At 62.2% G+C, this 13552-nt stretch carries 24 protein-coding genes; 13 read left to right on the top strand and 11 right to left on the bottom strand.

The features are described 5' to 3' along the window. Positions 1-47 precede the first annotated feature (47 nt). Entirely contained in the window at positions 48-362 is a 315-nt protein-coding gene (locus RX331_RS31475) for a hypothetical protein (protein WP_317258279.1), read from the bottom strand. Positions 363-526: 164 nt separating this feature from the next. Here RX331_RS31475 and RX331_RS31470 point away from each other — a divergent pair, with 164 nt between their 5' ends. The 3 genes from RX331_RS31470 to bfr all read left to right on the top strand — a co-directional run bounded on the left by RX331_RS31470 (position 527) and on the right by bfr (position 1891). Beyond that, entirely contained in the window at positions 527-814 is a 288-nt protein-coding gene (locus tag RX331_RS31470; RefSeq protein WP_317253483.1) for a hypothetical protein, read from the top strand. Positions 815-994: 180 nt separating this feature from the next. Further along, positions 995-1267: a bacterioferritin-associated ferredoxin gene (locus tag RX331_RS31465; protein ID WP_317253482.1), complete on the top strand. Its 273-nt coding sequence runs from the start codon at positions 995-997 to the stop codon at positions 1265-1267. 138 nt (positions 1268-1405) lie between these two features. Then, positions 1406-1891, top strand: a complete 486-nt coding sequence (bfr, locus tag RX331_RS31460; RefSeq protein ID WP_317253481.1) for a bacterioferritin — start codon at positions 1406-1408, stop codon at positions 1889-1891. A gap of 174 nt (positions 1892-2065) precedes the next feature. Here bfr and RX331_RS31455 read toward each other — a convergent pair whose 3' ends face one another. The 5 genes from RX331_RS31455 to RX331_RS31435 all read right to left on the bottom strand — a co-directional run bounded on the left by RX331_RS31455 (position 2066) and on the right by RX331_RS31435 (position 5108). Continuing rightward, on the bottom strand, positions 2066-2704 hold the full coding sequence (locus RX331_RS31455) for an MSMEG_1061 family FMN-dependent PPOX-type flavoprotein (protein WP_410708029.1): 639 nt from the start codon (positions 2702-2704) through the stop codon (positions 2066-2068). Between the two features lie 139 nt (positions 2705-2843). Continuing rightward, positions 2844-3197: a hypothetical protein gene (locus tag RX331_RS31450; RefSeq protein WP_317253479.1), complete on the bottom strand. Its 354-nt coding sequence runs from the start codon at positions 3195-3197 to the stop codon at positions 2844-2846. Positions 3198-3340: 143 nt separating this feature from the next. After that, positions 3341-3706: an MmcQ/YjbR family DNA-binding protein gene (locus RX331_RS31445; protein ID WP_317253478.1), complete on the bottom strand. Its 366-nt coding sequence runs from the start codon at positions 3704-3706 to the stop codon at positions 3341-3343. Positions 3707-3724: 18 nt separating this feature from the next. Continuing rightward, positions 3725-4786, bottom strand: coding sequence for an alpha/beta fold hydrolase (locus RX331_RS31440; protein WP_317253477.1), 1062 nt, complete (start codon positions 4784-4786; stop codon positions 3725-3727). A gap of 82 nt (positions 4787-4868) precedes the next feature. Continuing rightward, a complete protein-coding gene (locus RX331_RS31435) occupies positions 4869-5108 on the bottom strand; it encodes a DUF2188 domain-containing protein (protein WP_317253476.1) in 240 nt (79 codons plus the stop codon). Positions 5109-5239: 131 nt separating this feature from the next. Here RX331_RS31435 and RX331_RS31430 point away from each other — a divergent pair, with 131 nt between their 5' ends. The 4 genes from RX331_RS31430 to RX331_RS31415 all read left to right on the top strand — a co-directional run bounded on the left by RX331_RS31430 (position 5240) and on the right by RX331_RS31415 (position 7085). Further along, a complete protein-coding gene (locus RX331_RS31430) occupies positions 5240-5506 on the top strand; it encodes a DUF2277 domain-containing protein (RefSeq protein WP_317253475.1) in 267 nt (88 codons plus the stop codon). Between the two features lie 145 nt (positions 5507-5651). Further along, on the top strand, positions 5652-6293 hold the full coding sequence (locus tag RX331_RS31425) for a hypothetical protein (protein ID WP_317253474.1): 642 nt from the start codon (positions 5652-5654) through the stop codon (positions 6291-6293). Positions 6294-6385: 92 nt separating this feature from the next. Continuing rightward, positions 6386-6613, top strand: coding sequence for a hypothetical protein (locus tag RX331_RS31420; RefSeq protein ID WP_317253473.1), 228 nt, complete (start codon positions 6386-6388; stop codon positions 6611-6613). Positions 6614-6671: 58 nt separating this feature from the next. Further along, entirely contained in the window at positions 6672-7085 is a 414-nt protein-coding gene (locus RX331_RS31415; RefSeq protein ID WP_317253472.1) for a hypothetical protein, read from the top strand. 17 nt (positions 7086-7102) lie between these two features. Here the strand turns inward: RX331_RS31415 and RX331_RS31410 are convergent, their stop codons facing one another. Beyond that, entirely contained in the window at positions 7103-7450 is a 348-nt protein-coding gene (locus tag RX331_RS31410; RefSeq protein ID WP_317253471.1) for a hypothetical protein, read from the bottom strand. A gap of 154 nt (positions 7451-7604) precedes the next feature. Here RX331_RS31410 and RX331_RS31405 point away from each other — a divergent pair, with 154 nt between their 5' ends. Next, on the top strand, positions 7605-7835 hold the full coding sequence (locus tag RX331_RS31405) for a hypothetical protein (protein WP_317253470.1): 231 nt from the start codon (positions 7605-7607) through the stop codon (positions 7833-7835). Positions 7836-7918: 83 nt separating this feature from the next. Beyond that, complete coding sequence (locus RX331_RS31400) at positions 7919-8095, top strand: DUF3606 domain-containing protein (protein ID WP_317253469.1); 177 nt, start codon at positions 7919-7921, stop codon at positions 8093-8095. Positions 8096-8656: 561 nt separating this feature from the next. Here RX331_RS31400 and RX331_RS31395 read toward each other — a convergent pair. The 3 genes from RX331_RS31395 to RX331_RS31385 all read right to left on the bottom strand — a co-directional run bounded on the left by RX331_RS31395 (position 8657) and on the right by RX331_RS31385 (position 11012). Next, complete coding sequence (locus tag RX331_RS31395; RefSeq protein WP_317253468.1) at positions 8657-9829, bottom strand: cytochrome P450; 1173 nt, start codon at positions 9827-9829, stop codon at positions 8657-8659. A gap of 3 nt (positions 9830-9832) precedes the next feature. Then, positions 9833-10600 (bottom strand): SDR family NAD(P)-dependent oxidoreductase, encoded by a 768-nt coding sequence (locus RX331_RS31390; RefSeq protein ID WP_317253467.1) that lies wholly within the window; start codon positions 10598-10600, stop codon positions 9833-9835. Positions 10601-10760: 160 nt separating this feature from the next. Next, positions 10761-11012 (bottom strand): hypothetical protein, encoded by a 252-nt coding sequence (locus RX331_RS31385; RefSeq protein ID WP_317253466.1) that lies wholly within the window; start codon positions 11010-11012, stop codon positions 10761-10763. Between the two features lie 197 nt (positions 11013-11209). Here RX331_RS31385 and RX331_RS31380 point away from each other — a divergent pair, with 197 nt between their 5' ends. Then, entirely contained in the window at positions 11210-11347 is a 138-nt protein-coding gene (locus RX331_RS31380; RefSeq protein ID WP_317253465.1) for a hypothetical protein, read from the top strand. Continuing rightward, on the top strand, positions 11344-11583 hold the full coding sequence (locus RX331_RS31375; RefSeq protein WP_317253464.1) for a DUF6036 family nucleotidyltransferase: 240 nt from the start codon (positions 11344-11346) through the stop codon (positions 11581-11583). Before RX331_RS31380 ends, RX331_RS31375 begins: the two co-directional genes overlap by 4 nt. Positions 11584-11687: 104 nt before the next feature. Here the strand turns inward: RX331_RS31375 and RX331_RS31370 are convergent, their stop codons facing one another. Next, a complete protein-coding gene (locus RX331_RS31370) occupies positions 11688-11942 on the bottom strand; it encodes a hypothetical protein (RefSeq protein WP_317253463.1) in 255 nt (84 codons plus the stop codon). 173 nt (positions 11943-12115) lie between these two features. On the opposite strand from RX331_RS31370, the gene RX331_RS31365 reads away from it, so the two are divergent. Both RX331_RS31365 and RX331_RS31360 read left to right on the top strand, forming a co-directional pair. Continuing rightward, positions 12116-12661 carry a DUF2380 domain-containing protein gene (locus RX331_RS31365; RefSeq protein WP_317253462.1) on the top strand — a complete coding sequence of 182 codons (546 nt, stop codon included), beginning with the start codon at positions 12116-12118 and terminating at the stop codon, positions 12659-12661. 78 nt (positions 12662-12739) lie between these two features. Further along, the gene (locus tag RX331_RS31360) at positions 12740-13552 is read left to right on the top strand and encodes a class I SAM-dependent methyltransferase (RefSeq protein WP_317253461.1); all 813 of its coding nucleotides are present in this window, start codon (positions 12740-12742) and stop codon (positions 13550-13552) included.

Genomic DNA, 13552 nt, shown 5'->3' with positions numbered 1-13552 from the left:
AATTTAATGAAGATGAATGCTGGATGAATTCCTTCCAGCGGCGTCTGCTAGTCGCAAACCCTGACGTTGCGCACGCGCCAGCCGTAACCGTCCCAGAACCGCTGCCGCTGCCAGATGCAGGATTCGCCGTAGCCAGGATCGACCACGTAGGCCGGACCGCCACCGTAGTAGCCAGGCGCATAATAACCGGGGCCGTAGTAGCCGTTCTGGGACGCAATCGCGCCGCCGACAATGGCACCCCCGATCAATCCGGCGGCAACGCCTGCAGCGACACCGCGCTGCGCATGGGCGGGAGCTGGAACGGCTACCGCCGAAAGGGTTAAAGCGGCAGCGGCGCCGAGCGCCAGCAATGTCTTCTTCATGGCCATGACCTTTCTCAGGGGGCAAAGGGGGAGGTCGCGTCCCGACAAAAGTTCCATACTTCGCTTGAATGATCAATGAACGGCCGCGTGAGCCAGGGCGACTAAAGTGAAGGCTGGCGGTGCAAAAATACCTGCTTCAAGCGTCCTCGAAACGGGAGCTCACGGTGACGAGCGAAATGGCGGCGTTCATAGTGGCGGTCGGCGGCACGTCGCTGATCTGCTTCCTCCTGATGAATCGTGGGCAGAACCGAAAGGCGCGGCGCGAGAGCGTGAGTGACGGCACATATTCCAGCATCGGTGGCAGCGATAGTTCCAGCACAGAGAGCTGGAGCCTGTTTTCCTGGGGCGGCAGCGACAGCTCTTCGTCGCAAGATTCCACGTCATCGAGCGACACCAGTGGAGACAGCGGAGGAGGAGGCGGTGGCGACGGCGGCGGTGGTGGCGGCGATTGACGCCGAAAGCTGCGGATAATCAGCGCGGGTTTGATGTACCTCAACACCGCTATTTAGATTCATTCCAGTAATTGCCCGGCATCAGTTTGGAATTGCTTGAAAATGCGGCTTTTCCTTTTGCATCCAAGAGCAGTCTTCCATATCGATGAGGGTGCATCACCTTAGGGTTCTTTTGGTTTCATGATCGTCTGTTCCTGCAATGTCCTGAGCGACCAAGATGTCCGGAATGCCGTGAGTGCAGCTTCGGACCTGCCGCGAAATCCCAAGCAGATTTATGGTTGCCTCGGCTGCAGTGCCGAATGCGGCCGCTGCGCACGCACGCTCAAGACCATCATCGACGAAGCCCTTGGCGCCTGCGCCAAGGAATGCTGCGCCGGCTGCCCGCACAGCCATGCGGCGAATGATAAGCCTGCCCAGGAAGCTGCCCCGGCCTTTGCGCTCGCGGCCTGCTGAAATTCCCTTCGAAATCCACTGACTTCAGGCAATCCCACGGCTTTTTCCGTGGAACGGTTGCCCTTGGCTCCAAACTGATTTAGAGGCATTCTAAATGCAGGTGCGGGCCGCGTTTGGCCGGCAAAATTGGAGTGAACCATGCAGGGCGATCCCAAAGTCATCGACTATCTCAACAAGGGCCTGCGTAGCGAGCTCACCGCCATCAACCAGTATTGGCTGCACTACCGGCTCCTGAACAATTGGGGCCTGCTCGACATGGCCAAGGTCTGGCGCAAGGAATCCATCGAGGAGATGGAGCACGCCGACAAGTTTACCGACCGCATCCTGTTCCTCGACGGCTTCCCGAACATGCAGGTGCTCGATCCCTTGCGAATCGGCCAGAACGTCAAGGAAATCATCGAAGCCGATCTCGCCGCCGAAATCGGCGCGCGTGCGCTTTACCAGGAAGCCGCCACCTACTGCCATAGCGTCAAGGACTACGTCTCGCGCGACCTGTTCGAGAGCCTGATGAAGGACGAGGAACATCACATCGACTTCCTCGAAACCCAGCTCGACCTGATCGGCCGCATCGGCCTTGAGCTCTACACCCAGAAGCACGTGGGTGGTTTGGAGAACGGGGACTGAGCTTCTTACTTTTCGTCTCTCAAGCGAGGGGCATCCCGCAACGCACTGCTGTCATCATCCGCGAAAGCGAAAGCGGGTGATCCAGTATCCAGAGACGCCAGTGAATAAATCGAAAGGACGCGGCGTACTGGATACCCGCCTTTGCGGGGTATGACGGCCAGTGGAATGTAGCCCCTACAACTGGGTCTTATACCGCTCGTAGATTTCCGCCTGGCTCTCGCGCTCGCCGAGGCCGGTCTGGTCGTGGATCACTTCGCCGATGCTCGGCATCACCGAGCGTTCGACGCGTTCTGTGGTCCACAGCTTCGAGCGCATCAGCGCCTTGCCGCAATGAAAGTAGGCCTCGCGCACGTCGATGCGCAGCACCGCGCGCGGCGGCTTGCCGAACTCGATCATCGAGGCCATCAGCTCCGCCTCTGTTGTGACGGCGCCCTTGCCGCCGACGCGCAGCGTCTCGTCGATCCCGGGCACGAAGAAGATCAGCTGCACGAAGCCCGAGCCTTCGACGACGTTGCGAAAGCTGTCGATGCGGTTGTTGCCGGAACGGTCCGGCATCAATAAGAGGTTTGGTCCGCCGACATGGACGAAACCGGGATTGCCGCCGCGCGGCGACGCATCGACGCTGCCGTCCGAGCCCGACGTAGCAAGCACGCAGAATGGCGACATGCCGATGAACTTCTTCGCATGCGCGTCGATCTCCGGCCGCGCCTTGGCGATCACGCGCGGCGAGGGGGCGGGATAGATCTTGGCGAGGTCGTCAGGGGCAAGATCGGACAAGGGCGGCTCCTTTCGATTTCGCGGCAAGGCTAGCATCCTGCGGGTTTTGCGTCATCCCCCGGGGTTTGAAGCCTTCTAGCTCCGTCATTGCGAGGAGCGATAGTGACGAAGCAATCCATCTATCCCCGCGCGGGGAGGTGGATTGCTTCGCTTCGCTCGCAACGACGCCGCATCATCAAACCGCGTCCGCCGGCACGAAGCAGCTGATGATGATGCTGCCGCGGTGATGCACGTACCACACCACGGCTTCGCCGATCGGGTTGCCCTGGTCGCGGATGACCGCGCGCTCGGGCACCTGCATCCACTGGCCTTCGATCGGCACCCAATACGCGCCGCCGCGAACGTCATAGGCGGTGCGGTGGCCGTCCGAAATATCGCAGCACGGCACGCCGTTCGGCGCGATCACGCGCTTGAACCAGGCGCGGATATCCGGCGGCACGTGATCGAACTGCCCTCTGTCGACGGCGAGCGCGGTGCTCGCCAGGATCGAAAGGCAGCCAAGCAAGGCGAATGGCGCAAGCCTTCGCATCCGATCCTCCGCTTTTGGTTTGTCTGTCCGAGCGCGTCGCGCCCGCGATTCGTCAATTGAGAACAATTCAAGCGGAGCCGGTGCGCGGATGCACGCTCAAATAATGAGCGATGCGCGGGTGGCTGGTTTGATGCGGTGCGAAATCAAGGCTTCTTCTTGCCACGCTCGCTGGCTTCTGCGCGCGCCTTCAGTTGCGTTTTCGGCACGACATTCTGCCACGCCATGACAAGCGCGCTTTTCAGTGTCGCCGCATCGGCCTTGGCGAGAAGCACATTGGTGTAGCCCTGCTTGCCCCAGCCGCCGGGTACAGGCCGGAAGATGTCGGGCTCGGCCTCGACCAGCACCTGCTGCTGCTCGGCCGTCAGCTTGACCGTGCCAAAATTCTCGTCGGGATGGCCGAGCGTCGCGAAGATGCGTTTGCCGACGCGGAAATCGGCCTTGCCGTGATGCGCGCTCTCGACCGCATCGGAAAGCGTCAGGGCTATCCGGCGAAAACAGCTGGCCGACATCGCTCGCCCTGTTACCGTCTACATCGCCCGCTGCGGCGCGCTCTGCAATAGCTCCTCCAGCTGCTTCTTGTAGATCTTCGCATTGCCGGTCGTGAGATGGCCGCGCGTCTCGCGCGAGGCCGGGATCAGGAACAGGCGGCCATTCTTGACGCGTTTCATCGCGGCATCGGTGACGCCGGTCTCCGGCGGATTGCGCTCGTCGTCGGCGGCGTTGATCAACAGCAGCGTCGCCTCGATCTTCTCCAGCGCGGGCGCCGGGTTGTAATCGTGCGAGGCTTCCCATTGATAGATGAAGTCGTTGGCGTCGGCCGTGATCGCGGTCGCCAGCCGCTCGTCCACCATCTTGTCGGCCTTCGCCGCGGTGGGCGCCAGCGACTGATAGGCGAGGGTTCCGCCGCCGGTCGCGATGCCGTAGGCATTGATGGCGTATTTCATCATGCGCGGCTGGGCGGTGTAATTGCCGCCATTGTAGTCGGGGTCGTTCTTGATAGTCTCCAGCATCATCCGCCGCAGCATCCAGTTGCGCGCCGCCATCTCGGTCGGCTGCGAGGCCATCGGCACCAGCGCATCCATGAAGTGCGGATACTTGCCGCCCCAGATCCAGGTGTGCATGCCGCCCATCGAATTGCCGATCACGAGCCTGACATGCTTGATGCCGAGCCCTTCGGTGAGGAGGCGATACTGCGCGTCGACCATGTCCTCGTAATTGTATTTCGGAAACGTGGTCTTCATGCCGTCGGAGGGTTTTGACGATTTGCCGTGGCCGATGCCGTCAGGGATGATGATGTAGTGTTTCGCAGCATCAAGCGGCTGGCCGGCGCCGAACAATTCGCCGCCGAAGGTTGCCGTCAGCATGCTGGCCGCCGAGCCGCCGGAGCCGTGCAGCACCAGCACCGGCTGTCCGTTTGGCTCGCCGATCGTGGTGTAATGCAGCCGCAGTTCCCCCATTGTCTCGCCGGTGTGGAATTTGAAATCCCTGGCGATCCAGTCGCCCTGCTTCGGGGCGGGATAGTCGGCTGCAAGAGCGGTGATGGAGGTCAGGGCAAAGGCGGCCGACAGGGCTGCGCGCGACAGGTGCATGATCGTCTCCCCGAGGTTTCCCTAAAAGCTTGCGGCTTGTTGCGCCGCTTGCCGGGAACCTTATCACACCGTCGTGCCCCGCCTATCCCTCCACTTCGGTTTCCGGCCGGTCGTTGCCGGCGGCGGTCTCCGAGTGCCAGCGGCCGTCCGAAGTCTCATATTCGATCACTTCGGTACGGCCCGGCACGCGCTGCTCGGCCGCCGCGCGCCGGGCCGCGGCGAGCGCGGCGGCCCGGTTCGGAAACGGCTCGGAGAACACGCCATCGACAGTGTAGGCCCAGCCGCCGTCATGTTCGACGATCTTGTAGGTCACATGGGTCATCGGGAACTCGCTGTGGTGCAGGTGCCGACGGGGTGAACGCGCCGCATGATCCGTGACAGAATAGGCTACGCCGTCGGATTTTGCACCGGCCGTTCGTCCTTGAACGACGAGCCGTGCCCAAGGAGAGAACTATGTGCCGCAATATCAAGACCCTGTTCAATTTCGATCCCCCGGCGACGCATGCCGAAATCCATGCGTCCGCACTGCAATTCGTCCGAAAGCTCTCCGGCTTCAACTCGCCGTCACAGGCCAATGCCGAGGCGTTCAACCGCGCGGTATCCGAAGTTGCCGACAGCGCGCGGCGCCTGCTCGCCTCGCTGCAAACCAACGCGCCGCCGCGCGACCGCGAGATCGAGGCCGAGAAGGCGAGGGAGCGCTCGCGGGCGAGGTTCGGCTAGGGGGAATTAGCGGCGGATGGATCGATCATCTGCTATCGCGCGACCTCACAAAGGCCCCAGGGCTGCTGCGCCCCTGCCTACCTTCCGTCAAACCAGGATCGCCTCTTCCCTTGAGAATTCGGCAAAATCGTCGGTGGAGGTACCCATGTTATATTCGCAAAGCCCACCACTGACGGCCGAAGAAACACTCGACGGGCTTGCGCGCGATCTGGACGTCCGACCCGACCAGCGCGTCGGCCGACGGCGCACAAAGCCGCCGACCGGTTCGGCCTATTCCTACCGCTTCGGGGAAGGGCGGCCGGAAAGCAGTCGGCCGTCGATTGGCAGGCGACTATTCCGTAGCATTGTCCGGTTCTCGATTGCGGTTCTCATCGGTGTCGGCGCGACGCTTGGCTGGCAGGCCTATGGGGATGAAGCAAGGGAGATCCTGGTAACCCAGGCCCCAGTGCTGGCTTGGGTATTGCCCGTTCCGACGACGAAGTCGCCAATCGCTGTACCGTACGCTGACCCGACGCGGCAGCTGGCGCCCATGGCATCCACGCTCGATGCCGTGAGGCGCAGCGTAGAGCAACTCGCGGCCAAGCAGGAGCAGATGGCCCAGAACATTGCGGCATTACGGGCTGCCGGGGAGGATGTCAGGCAGAAGACGCCGGCTGCACCTGCAGCCGCCACCGCTACGGCCGCAGCCCCGGCCCAGCCGGCCGTCTCCGCCCCGCAGCCCAAGCCTCCGCAAGCCAAGATCGACTCTCGCCTGCCGTCTCCCGCCGGATCGCAGTTCTCGCGCTGACTAATCGGCGCCCTTCGGCGTGATCTGCGTCACGGCGTGGCGCAGCCATGGTCCCGATGATGGCAGCGGATATTGGCCATCGGAGAGATATCATGGACCAGGCAATGCGGCTGAAGCTCGCCGCGGTTTTCTTCGCCATCTTCTGGGTTGGAAGCATGCTGTGGTGGAGCGGCGAGTATCATCCTGCCTACATCATTCTGCTCGCCGTTTGCGGGGCACTCGGAGGCTATCTGTGGTACCTCGCCATGCGCTGGGTGTTTCGGCACATGCACCTGTTGACGCGAAACGGCGATCGCGGCGCCGGCAGCGAGACGCCGTGACGCGTTCGCGGATTGCTGCTAGTTTCTTCTCACGCATCACAAACCGGGCAGGCCCGCCATGCGAGTTCTCGCCGCTCTTGCATTCGTCCTGATCTCGTCGACGGCGTTTGCCGCCACCTCCGAGAGGTTCGGCAGGGGCGGCTGGTACAAGTATTTTCAGCCGGAGATCGAACGTGCCAACGCCAGTGGCGAATTGTTTCGCATCAGAGGGCACTGCCAGTCGAACTGCACGCTGTTTCTCGGCCTGCGCAATGTCTGCGTCGAGCGCAGCGCCACGCTGTTGTTTCACGCCGGCCACGACCGCCAGCGCAACATTCACGCCGGCTCCACGCAGCGCATGCTGAGCGCCTATAACGCAAAGCTGCGCAAATACGTCCTCGATAACCATTACATGGACACGCTGGAATTCCACGCCGTCCCCGGCAGCATGATCATCGACCGGTTCGGCTATAGGGAATGTCCGCGCCTGTAGCAGCCGTGCCGCAGGCCTCAGACGAGGCGAAGCGGAAGCTGGTGCAGGGGACGGGCGTGGCGCTGCATGAAGTCGGTCAGGTGTTCCGGCACCGGCACGCCGTCGATATCGCAGCGCATCTGGATCTCCGCCGCAACGTCGGAAGAAACGTCCTCGGACCAGTGTTCGAGCGTGTTGAATGCCACGATGCGGACGGGGCTGTTGTATTGGCCCGCCAGGAGATCGCCGACGATGGTTTCGAGGTCGGCCCTTTCAATCTCGGTTTCCCGGTAATCCGTCCCGACGGAAAAGCTGTCCACGATGAGGTAGGCGGTTTGATCCGCCCCGTAGGGTACCGTCCCGGGTGACCATCCGGCACCTGGCATGTGCGCATATCCTGCAATTCGGGCGATTCAAGCGCCGGTGTGCGCAGAGGTTCCTTTGTTCAATGCCAATTTTTCCCGGATAGGCTATGATCCGAGCCGGTCCATCGCCCGTAAGGGATGTCGTTCCACCACAAGCGCCCGGAGAGGTAGCGTCATGACCAGATTGGATGATCGGACGATTGCCAACATGGATATCGTGCTGGAGGAGGCCTGCCGGGTCTTCCCACACGGTGGCGACCATGAACATCGCCGCTACATCGCGCAGAAGCTGAAGCTGAGTGCGCGGAAGGGGAATACCACCTTGGGCGGCCTGAGGGCCGTCGCCCACAGCGCACTCAAGGAGATCACGAGCGACGCTTCGCCCGATCGGCTGCACAGGAACTAGCCGGTCAACCTCGGCGTTCTCCCCTCGCACAGTGTACGCGGCCACTTATCGGCACGCTGAGCGAGATCGAGGGGACGTTTGTGATGGATCAATTGACCCGAAGGGACACGCGCGACAGAAGCAAGATCAACATGCAGCAGCGCTGGGAGGTGAAATACTGGGCGAGAGAACTTGGCGTATCCCACGCGGAGTTGCAGAAGGCCGTCGACAAGGTCGGCAATTCGGCGGCCGCGGTTCGGAAGGAATTGGCCCGTCCTTGAGCCGCAGCAATGCCGTTTAGGCTGCTCCGTCAGATGATCAGCCAGTATTTTTCCGGATAGCCCACGAGGGCCGATCGGATCAAAATACCACTTTCACCAAGAGCGTATATTTGCGTTCGCCCGGCGGAAACGCCGGGCTTTCGCATCTATTGCGTCTGGATGCCTGTCGTTGGCGGTGCAGAAGGCGGGCAGTCCGGTTATGAAGCAGGGGCGGCTGACTTTTTGTCGTCGGCCCAGGTGCGCTGACCGCATTGGCATTCGAAGATGCGGACCGTCGTGCCATTTCGGGGGTCCATGATCTTGCGGATCAATTTCGGCCGAGCGCCACATCGACACCTGAATTCGTCGCGTAGTTCTAGTTCCGAAAGTCTTTTGTCAGCTAGATTCATGACTCGCTTCCCCTGCAAAGGGGAACCACTTAACTCGACCCTCGCCCGATTCATTCATCAGGGTATGCGGGCTACTCGACAATGAGTCTTCAACTTTCTAAGCAGGTTCAAGTCGCGATGAGAGATACGGTGGTCACGGCTTCACATCACCGAGAGGCAAATCTGTTGGCCTTCAACTCACTTCCCACTTCACCGGCAGATTGAGCAGGCCGCGGAACGCCCAGCCGCCGATCCGCACCGGCTCGCGTTCGTCGAGCCGCAGGTCCTTCAGCCGCGCGAACAGGCTCGGCAGTGCCACGTCGGCGACCATAGCGCGGGAGGCGAAGGCGCCGGCGCAATAATGCGGGCCCGCGCCGAACGCGATGCTCTTCTGGGTGTCGCGGGTGACGTCGAAACGATCAGGCTCGGCAAAGCAGGCCTCGTCGCGGTTGGCGGAGCCGAACATGAAGAACACTCGGTCTTCCGGCTCGAAGTCGACGCCGCCGAACGTCCACGGTTTGGCGACGCGGCGCGGCGACATCTGGATCGGCGCGATCCAGCGCGCATATTCCTCGAACACGTCGATCCACTTCGCTCCTCCTTCGTGCACCAGCGCGAGCTGGTCGGGATGGGTCAGCAGCGCCCAGGTCGCGCCCGATATCGCATCGCGCGGCTCGTTCTGTCCGCCTGATATCGCAAGCTTGATGTTGGCGCGGACGCTTTCCATGTTCTGGCCCGCCGCGAGCAATACGCTGAGGATCGAGGTGTTCGGACGCTTCTTCACGATCGGGATCATGTCGTCGATCGCCGCATCGATGCCCGCGGTCGCGGCGTGGCAGCGCGCCTCGACCTCCTTGTTGCCGGTGTAGTTGGCGATGCCGTCGATCATTGCCTGTGACCAGGCGTCCATGTCCTGGTAGCGCATATTGGTCAGCCCGGTGACGTCCTTCAGGCATTCGGCCGACAGCGGCAGCGCGAACGCCTTGCAGAGATCGGCTTCGCCTTTCGGCGCGAGCTCGTCGAGGATGCGGTCGGCGTGGGCCTGGAATTGCCGGATCCAGGTGTCGCGTACCGTGCGCGGTGACACCGCCGGAAACATCGCCTGCCGCTCGCTCATGTGCGCTTCGCCGTCCTTGCGCATCATGTTGTGCCCCATCAGCACGTTCATCAGCCCGTTCGGCTGGTGCGAGGAGAATACGTCGATGCGCTTCTCCTGGGTGAAGATGTCGTCGCGGCGGGTGAACACGGTGGAGCCGAGCTGCGGCACGAAGGCAATCGGCGCCTCCTTGCGCATACGCGCCAGCGCGGGATAGGGGTCGGCCCAGAAGGAGGGGACGTCGATGTCGAAATGCGGAGCGTTGGACATGGTTCACACCGCCCGGTAACCGCCGTCGACCATCACGATCGAGCCGGAGACATAGGCCGACAGATCGGAGGCGAGGAAGATCGCGGGGCCGACGATGTCTTCCGCGGTTCCGGGACGGCCGAGCGGGGTGTGGTCCATGAAGGTCTTCACCAACTCCGGATTGTTGGCGCGGGCGTTGGCGTTGAGCGGCGTTGCGATGAAGCCCGGGCCGATCGCGTTGACGCGCACGCCTTCCTTGCCGAGTTCGGCGGCGAGCGCTTTGGTGAAGCCGAGCACGCCGTGCTTAGAGGCGGTGTAGGCGGGTGAGCTCGGCGTGCGCACATGCACGAAAGACTGGATCGAGCCGATATTGACGATGCGCCCCTTGCTGGCGCGCAGCGGCGGCAGGAACGCGTGCGTCACGTTAAAGACGCCGGTGAGGTTGATCGCGATGATGTCTTCCCAGTCGCTGATCACGGCCTCCGCCGCACCTAGCATGCCGCTCCGGCGGACGATGCCAGCATTGTTGACGAGGATCGAGACCTGGCCGACCTGGCTGGAGACATGCTTCGCCATCGCGACGCAGTCTTCGCGTTTGGCGACATCGAGCGCGAAGCTGTCGGCCTTGCCGCCGGCGCTGCGGATTTCCTGCGCCGCCTCGGCTATAGCCTTCTCCTCGCGGTCGAGCAGCACAACGCGCGCACCCTCGCGGGCATAGCCGAGCGCGATGGCGCGCCCGATGCCGGAGCCTGCGCCGGTGACGACGGCGATGTGATTTTCGAGAAGGGGCATGGCGCGTTTCCTCTTTGCTTGGTTTTGCCAGAGGATAGCAAGCGTGCCCGCGCGCACAAGGTGAAACGAATGATGTGGGCGGGTGAGGCGCAGCCGTAATCCGCCGCAATTTCACGCAAGAGAGGCGGATTACGCTATCGCTAATCCGCCCTACGCAATCTTACAGCTTGCAGCTGCCCTTCTTGAGCATGCCGTCCTTCACGGCGAGCGCCGCGGCGAATGTTGGAATCGGCGTGCTGACGGTCTTGTAGTTCGACGGGATCGGCTTGGTCGGAATGCTCTGATCGCAAACCTGGCAGACGCCGGTGCCTTCCCAGCGGATCAGATGAAAGGCGGCTTCGGCGGGATTGGTCGCGACAACAGCGGTGAGGGCCAGGCCGGCGGTAGCAGCAAGCGCGGAAAGACGAAGCATGGGCAAAAGACTCCTGTCATGGAAATGCGCGGCCGCGCTCCGCAAGGGGAGTTTGAGGGAGCGGGCTCCCGACCGGGGATGGCCGGGGCTTTCCTTTGTTGTAACCGGCGCGTGCCAGAGCTTCGCCGGAAATCGACGCGTTCCCGCAAAATGCAAAGCTTTGGGAGATCACAGAGGCCAAGCGTACGAGTGATGGCGTGCAGCCGATCGCATCCGAGCACATCGATGGACTTTTCGGAATGGAAAGTCCGTTCCATCGGTCACACGGCTTCTACATCGATGGCGTCGACGACACGACGGCCAAGTTGCCGAAAGACTGGCAGGTCGGGCCGTGAAGGTCCAAACAGAGGTCGACAAACGGATCGTGTTCGGCGTGGCGCCGGCTCCGGAGGACCTTGTCGTTTCCAAGCTCGCGCGCTTGGACGACCGGGACAGGCAATTCGTCGAGGCGATCCATGACGTGCGGCCATTGGATATCGAACTCGTCGAACAACGGATACGAGAGACCGATTTGGAGCCTGCCATCGCGGAAAGGGCGATCGCCTATATCCGTAGTTTGGCCCCAAGATAAGACTTCCGGTCCAAAGCCGCCGGGGCGCTCATCGGAGGGAGCGACTGATGCGCCGCTAATAGGTTGACGCTGCGCTTGCCGCCCCCTCACCATGAGAAGCAAGCTCAGAACGAGCAGGCGCCGCTGCGCAGCATGCCGTCCTTGAACACCAGTGCGTCGACGAAGGTCGGCACTTCCGAGCCGACGATCACCCTGAAATTGCCGGGATAGGGCGCGGTCGGAATGTTCTGATCCCAGATCTGGCAGAAGCCGGTATCCCGCCAGCGGATCAGGTGATAGGCGGCGCTTGCGGGGCTCGACGCGGCAAGGGCAGTGAAACCAATGGCGGCAACGGCGCAAAAGCCAAAAATACGACGCATCTTCGAAATCTCCTGTTTGAACGCGGGGCCTTGGCGCCCGGTTACCCTTGAGTAGCGGGCCATGCGGGAAGGTTCAAAGATGGGAACGTTGGAATAGGTTAGCGGATTTCTTACGCGCCGCTACAATTTGGCAGCGAAGCGATGCCGGCATCGGGTCAGGAGGAGAAGTCACAATGCAAGCAGCAAACTCATGGCGCGCGTCACGCCGGCGCAGCCGCGCAAGGGCCGTGCTGACGATGCTGTGCGTGGTCATCGCATTGTCGATTGCGCCGGGCGGATCGCCGGCGGCCGCGCCGATCGCGGTGGCGGTCGCGGATTTCGATTATTTCGACACGTCCGGCGAGGTCGTGGACCAGAGCGCGGAGCACCGCGCCCGCGTTGCCTCGTTTGCCGCCCTGCTACGCGACAACCTCGCGGCCCAGGACGGCTATCGCGTGGTCAGGCTGGAATGTTCTGATCCACCCTGCACCGCTAACAGCCTATCGCAGGATCTCTTCATCGCCGCCGCGCGCAAGGCCGGCGCGCGCCTCGTGGTCTATGGCGGCATCCGCAAGATGAGCACGCTGGTGCAGTGGGGCGAAATCCAGTTGCTCGATCTCGAAGCCGAGAAATTGTTGATGCGGCGAACGGTGACGTTCCGCGGCGACAATGACGCCGCCTATCGCCATGCCGCCGACTTCGTCGGCAATACGCTGAAGGAAACCATGCCGAAGCCGTGAACCCCGCAGGCCTCGACGATCCAGGGCGGAATTATGTGCTAGTCTCGCGAGCCATCAAACCGACGACGGGAGACAGCGATGTTGGAAACCGACAAGGTATTCGCCGGCTCGATTCCGGAAAACTACGACCGCTACATGGTGCCGTTGATTTTCGAACCGTTCGCCGCAGATCTCGCGCAGCGCGCAGCGTCCTTCTCGCCAAGCGCCGTTCTGGAAATCGCCGCGGGCACCGGGGTTGTCACCCGCGCATTGGCGCCAAGACTATCGCCCGACGCAAGCTATGTCGTAACCGATCTCAACCAGCCGATGCTCGACTATGCCGCCTCTAGACAGGGGCCGGACAACCGCATCGAATATCGGCAAGCGGATGCGCTGGCGCTGCCGTTTGAAGATGCGGCCTTCGATCTCGTTTGCTGTCAGTTCGGCGCGATGTTCTTTCCCGACCGTCCATCTGCCTATCGCGAAGCCAAGCGGGTCCTGAAGCCCGGCGGGCATCTCTTGTTCAATGTATGGGACCGCATCGAAGAAAATGTATTCGCAGATGATGTGACGAATGCGCTCGCAAGGATGTTTCCGGACGATCCGCCGGGCTTTCTGGCACGCACCCCGCACGGTTATCACGATACGCTACTGATCCGCAGCGATCTGGTGGGCGCAGGTTTCTCCCGCGTGGCGATCGAGACGAGAGCCGAACAAAGCCGTGCACCCTCACCGCGCATCCCGGCCGTTGCCTATTGCCAGGGAACTGTTCTTCGTAACGAAATCGAGGCGAGGGACGCCGGCAAACTGGAAGCGGCAACCGACTACGCCGCATCGGCAATTGCAGACAGGCATGGCAGCGGCGAGGTTGCCGCCAAGATCCAGGCACACGTGATCGTGGCCGCAGCCTGA

The sequence above is a fragment of the Bradyrhizobium sp. BWA-3-5 genome, assembly GCF_032917985.1.
In the GTDB taxonomy this organism is placed as follows: Bacteria; Pseudomonadota; Alphaproteobacteria; order Rhizobiales; family Xanthobacteraceae; genus Bradyrhizobium.
This window is presented reverse-complemented; position numbering and strand designations above follow the sequence as displayed.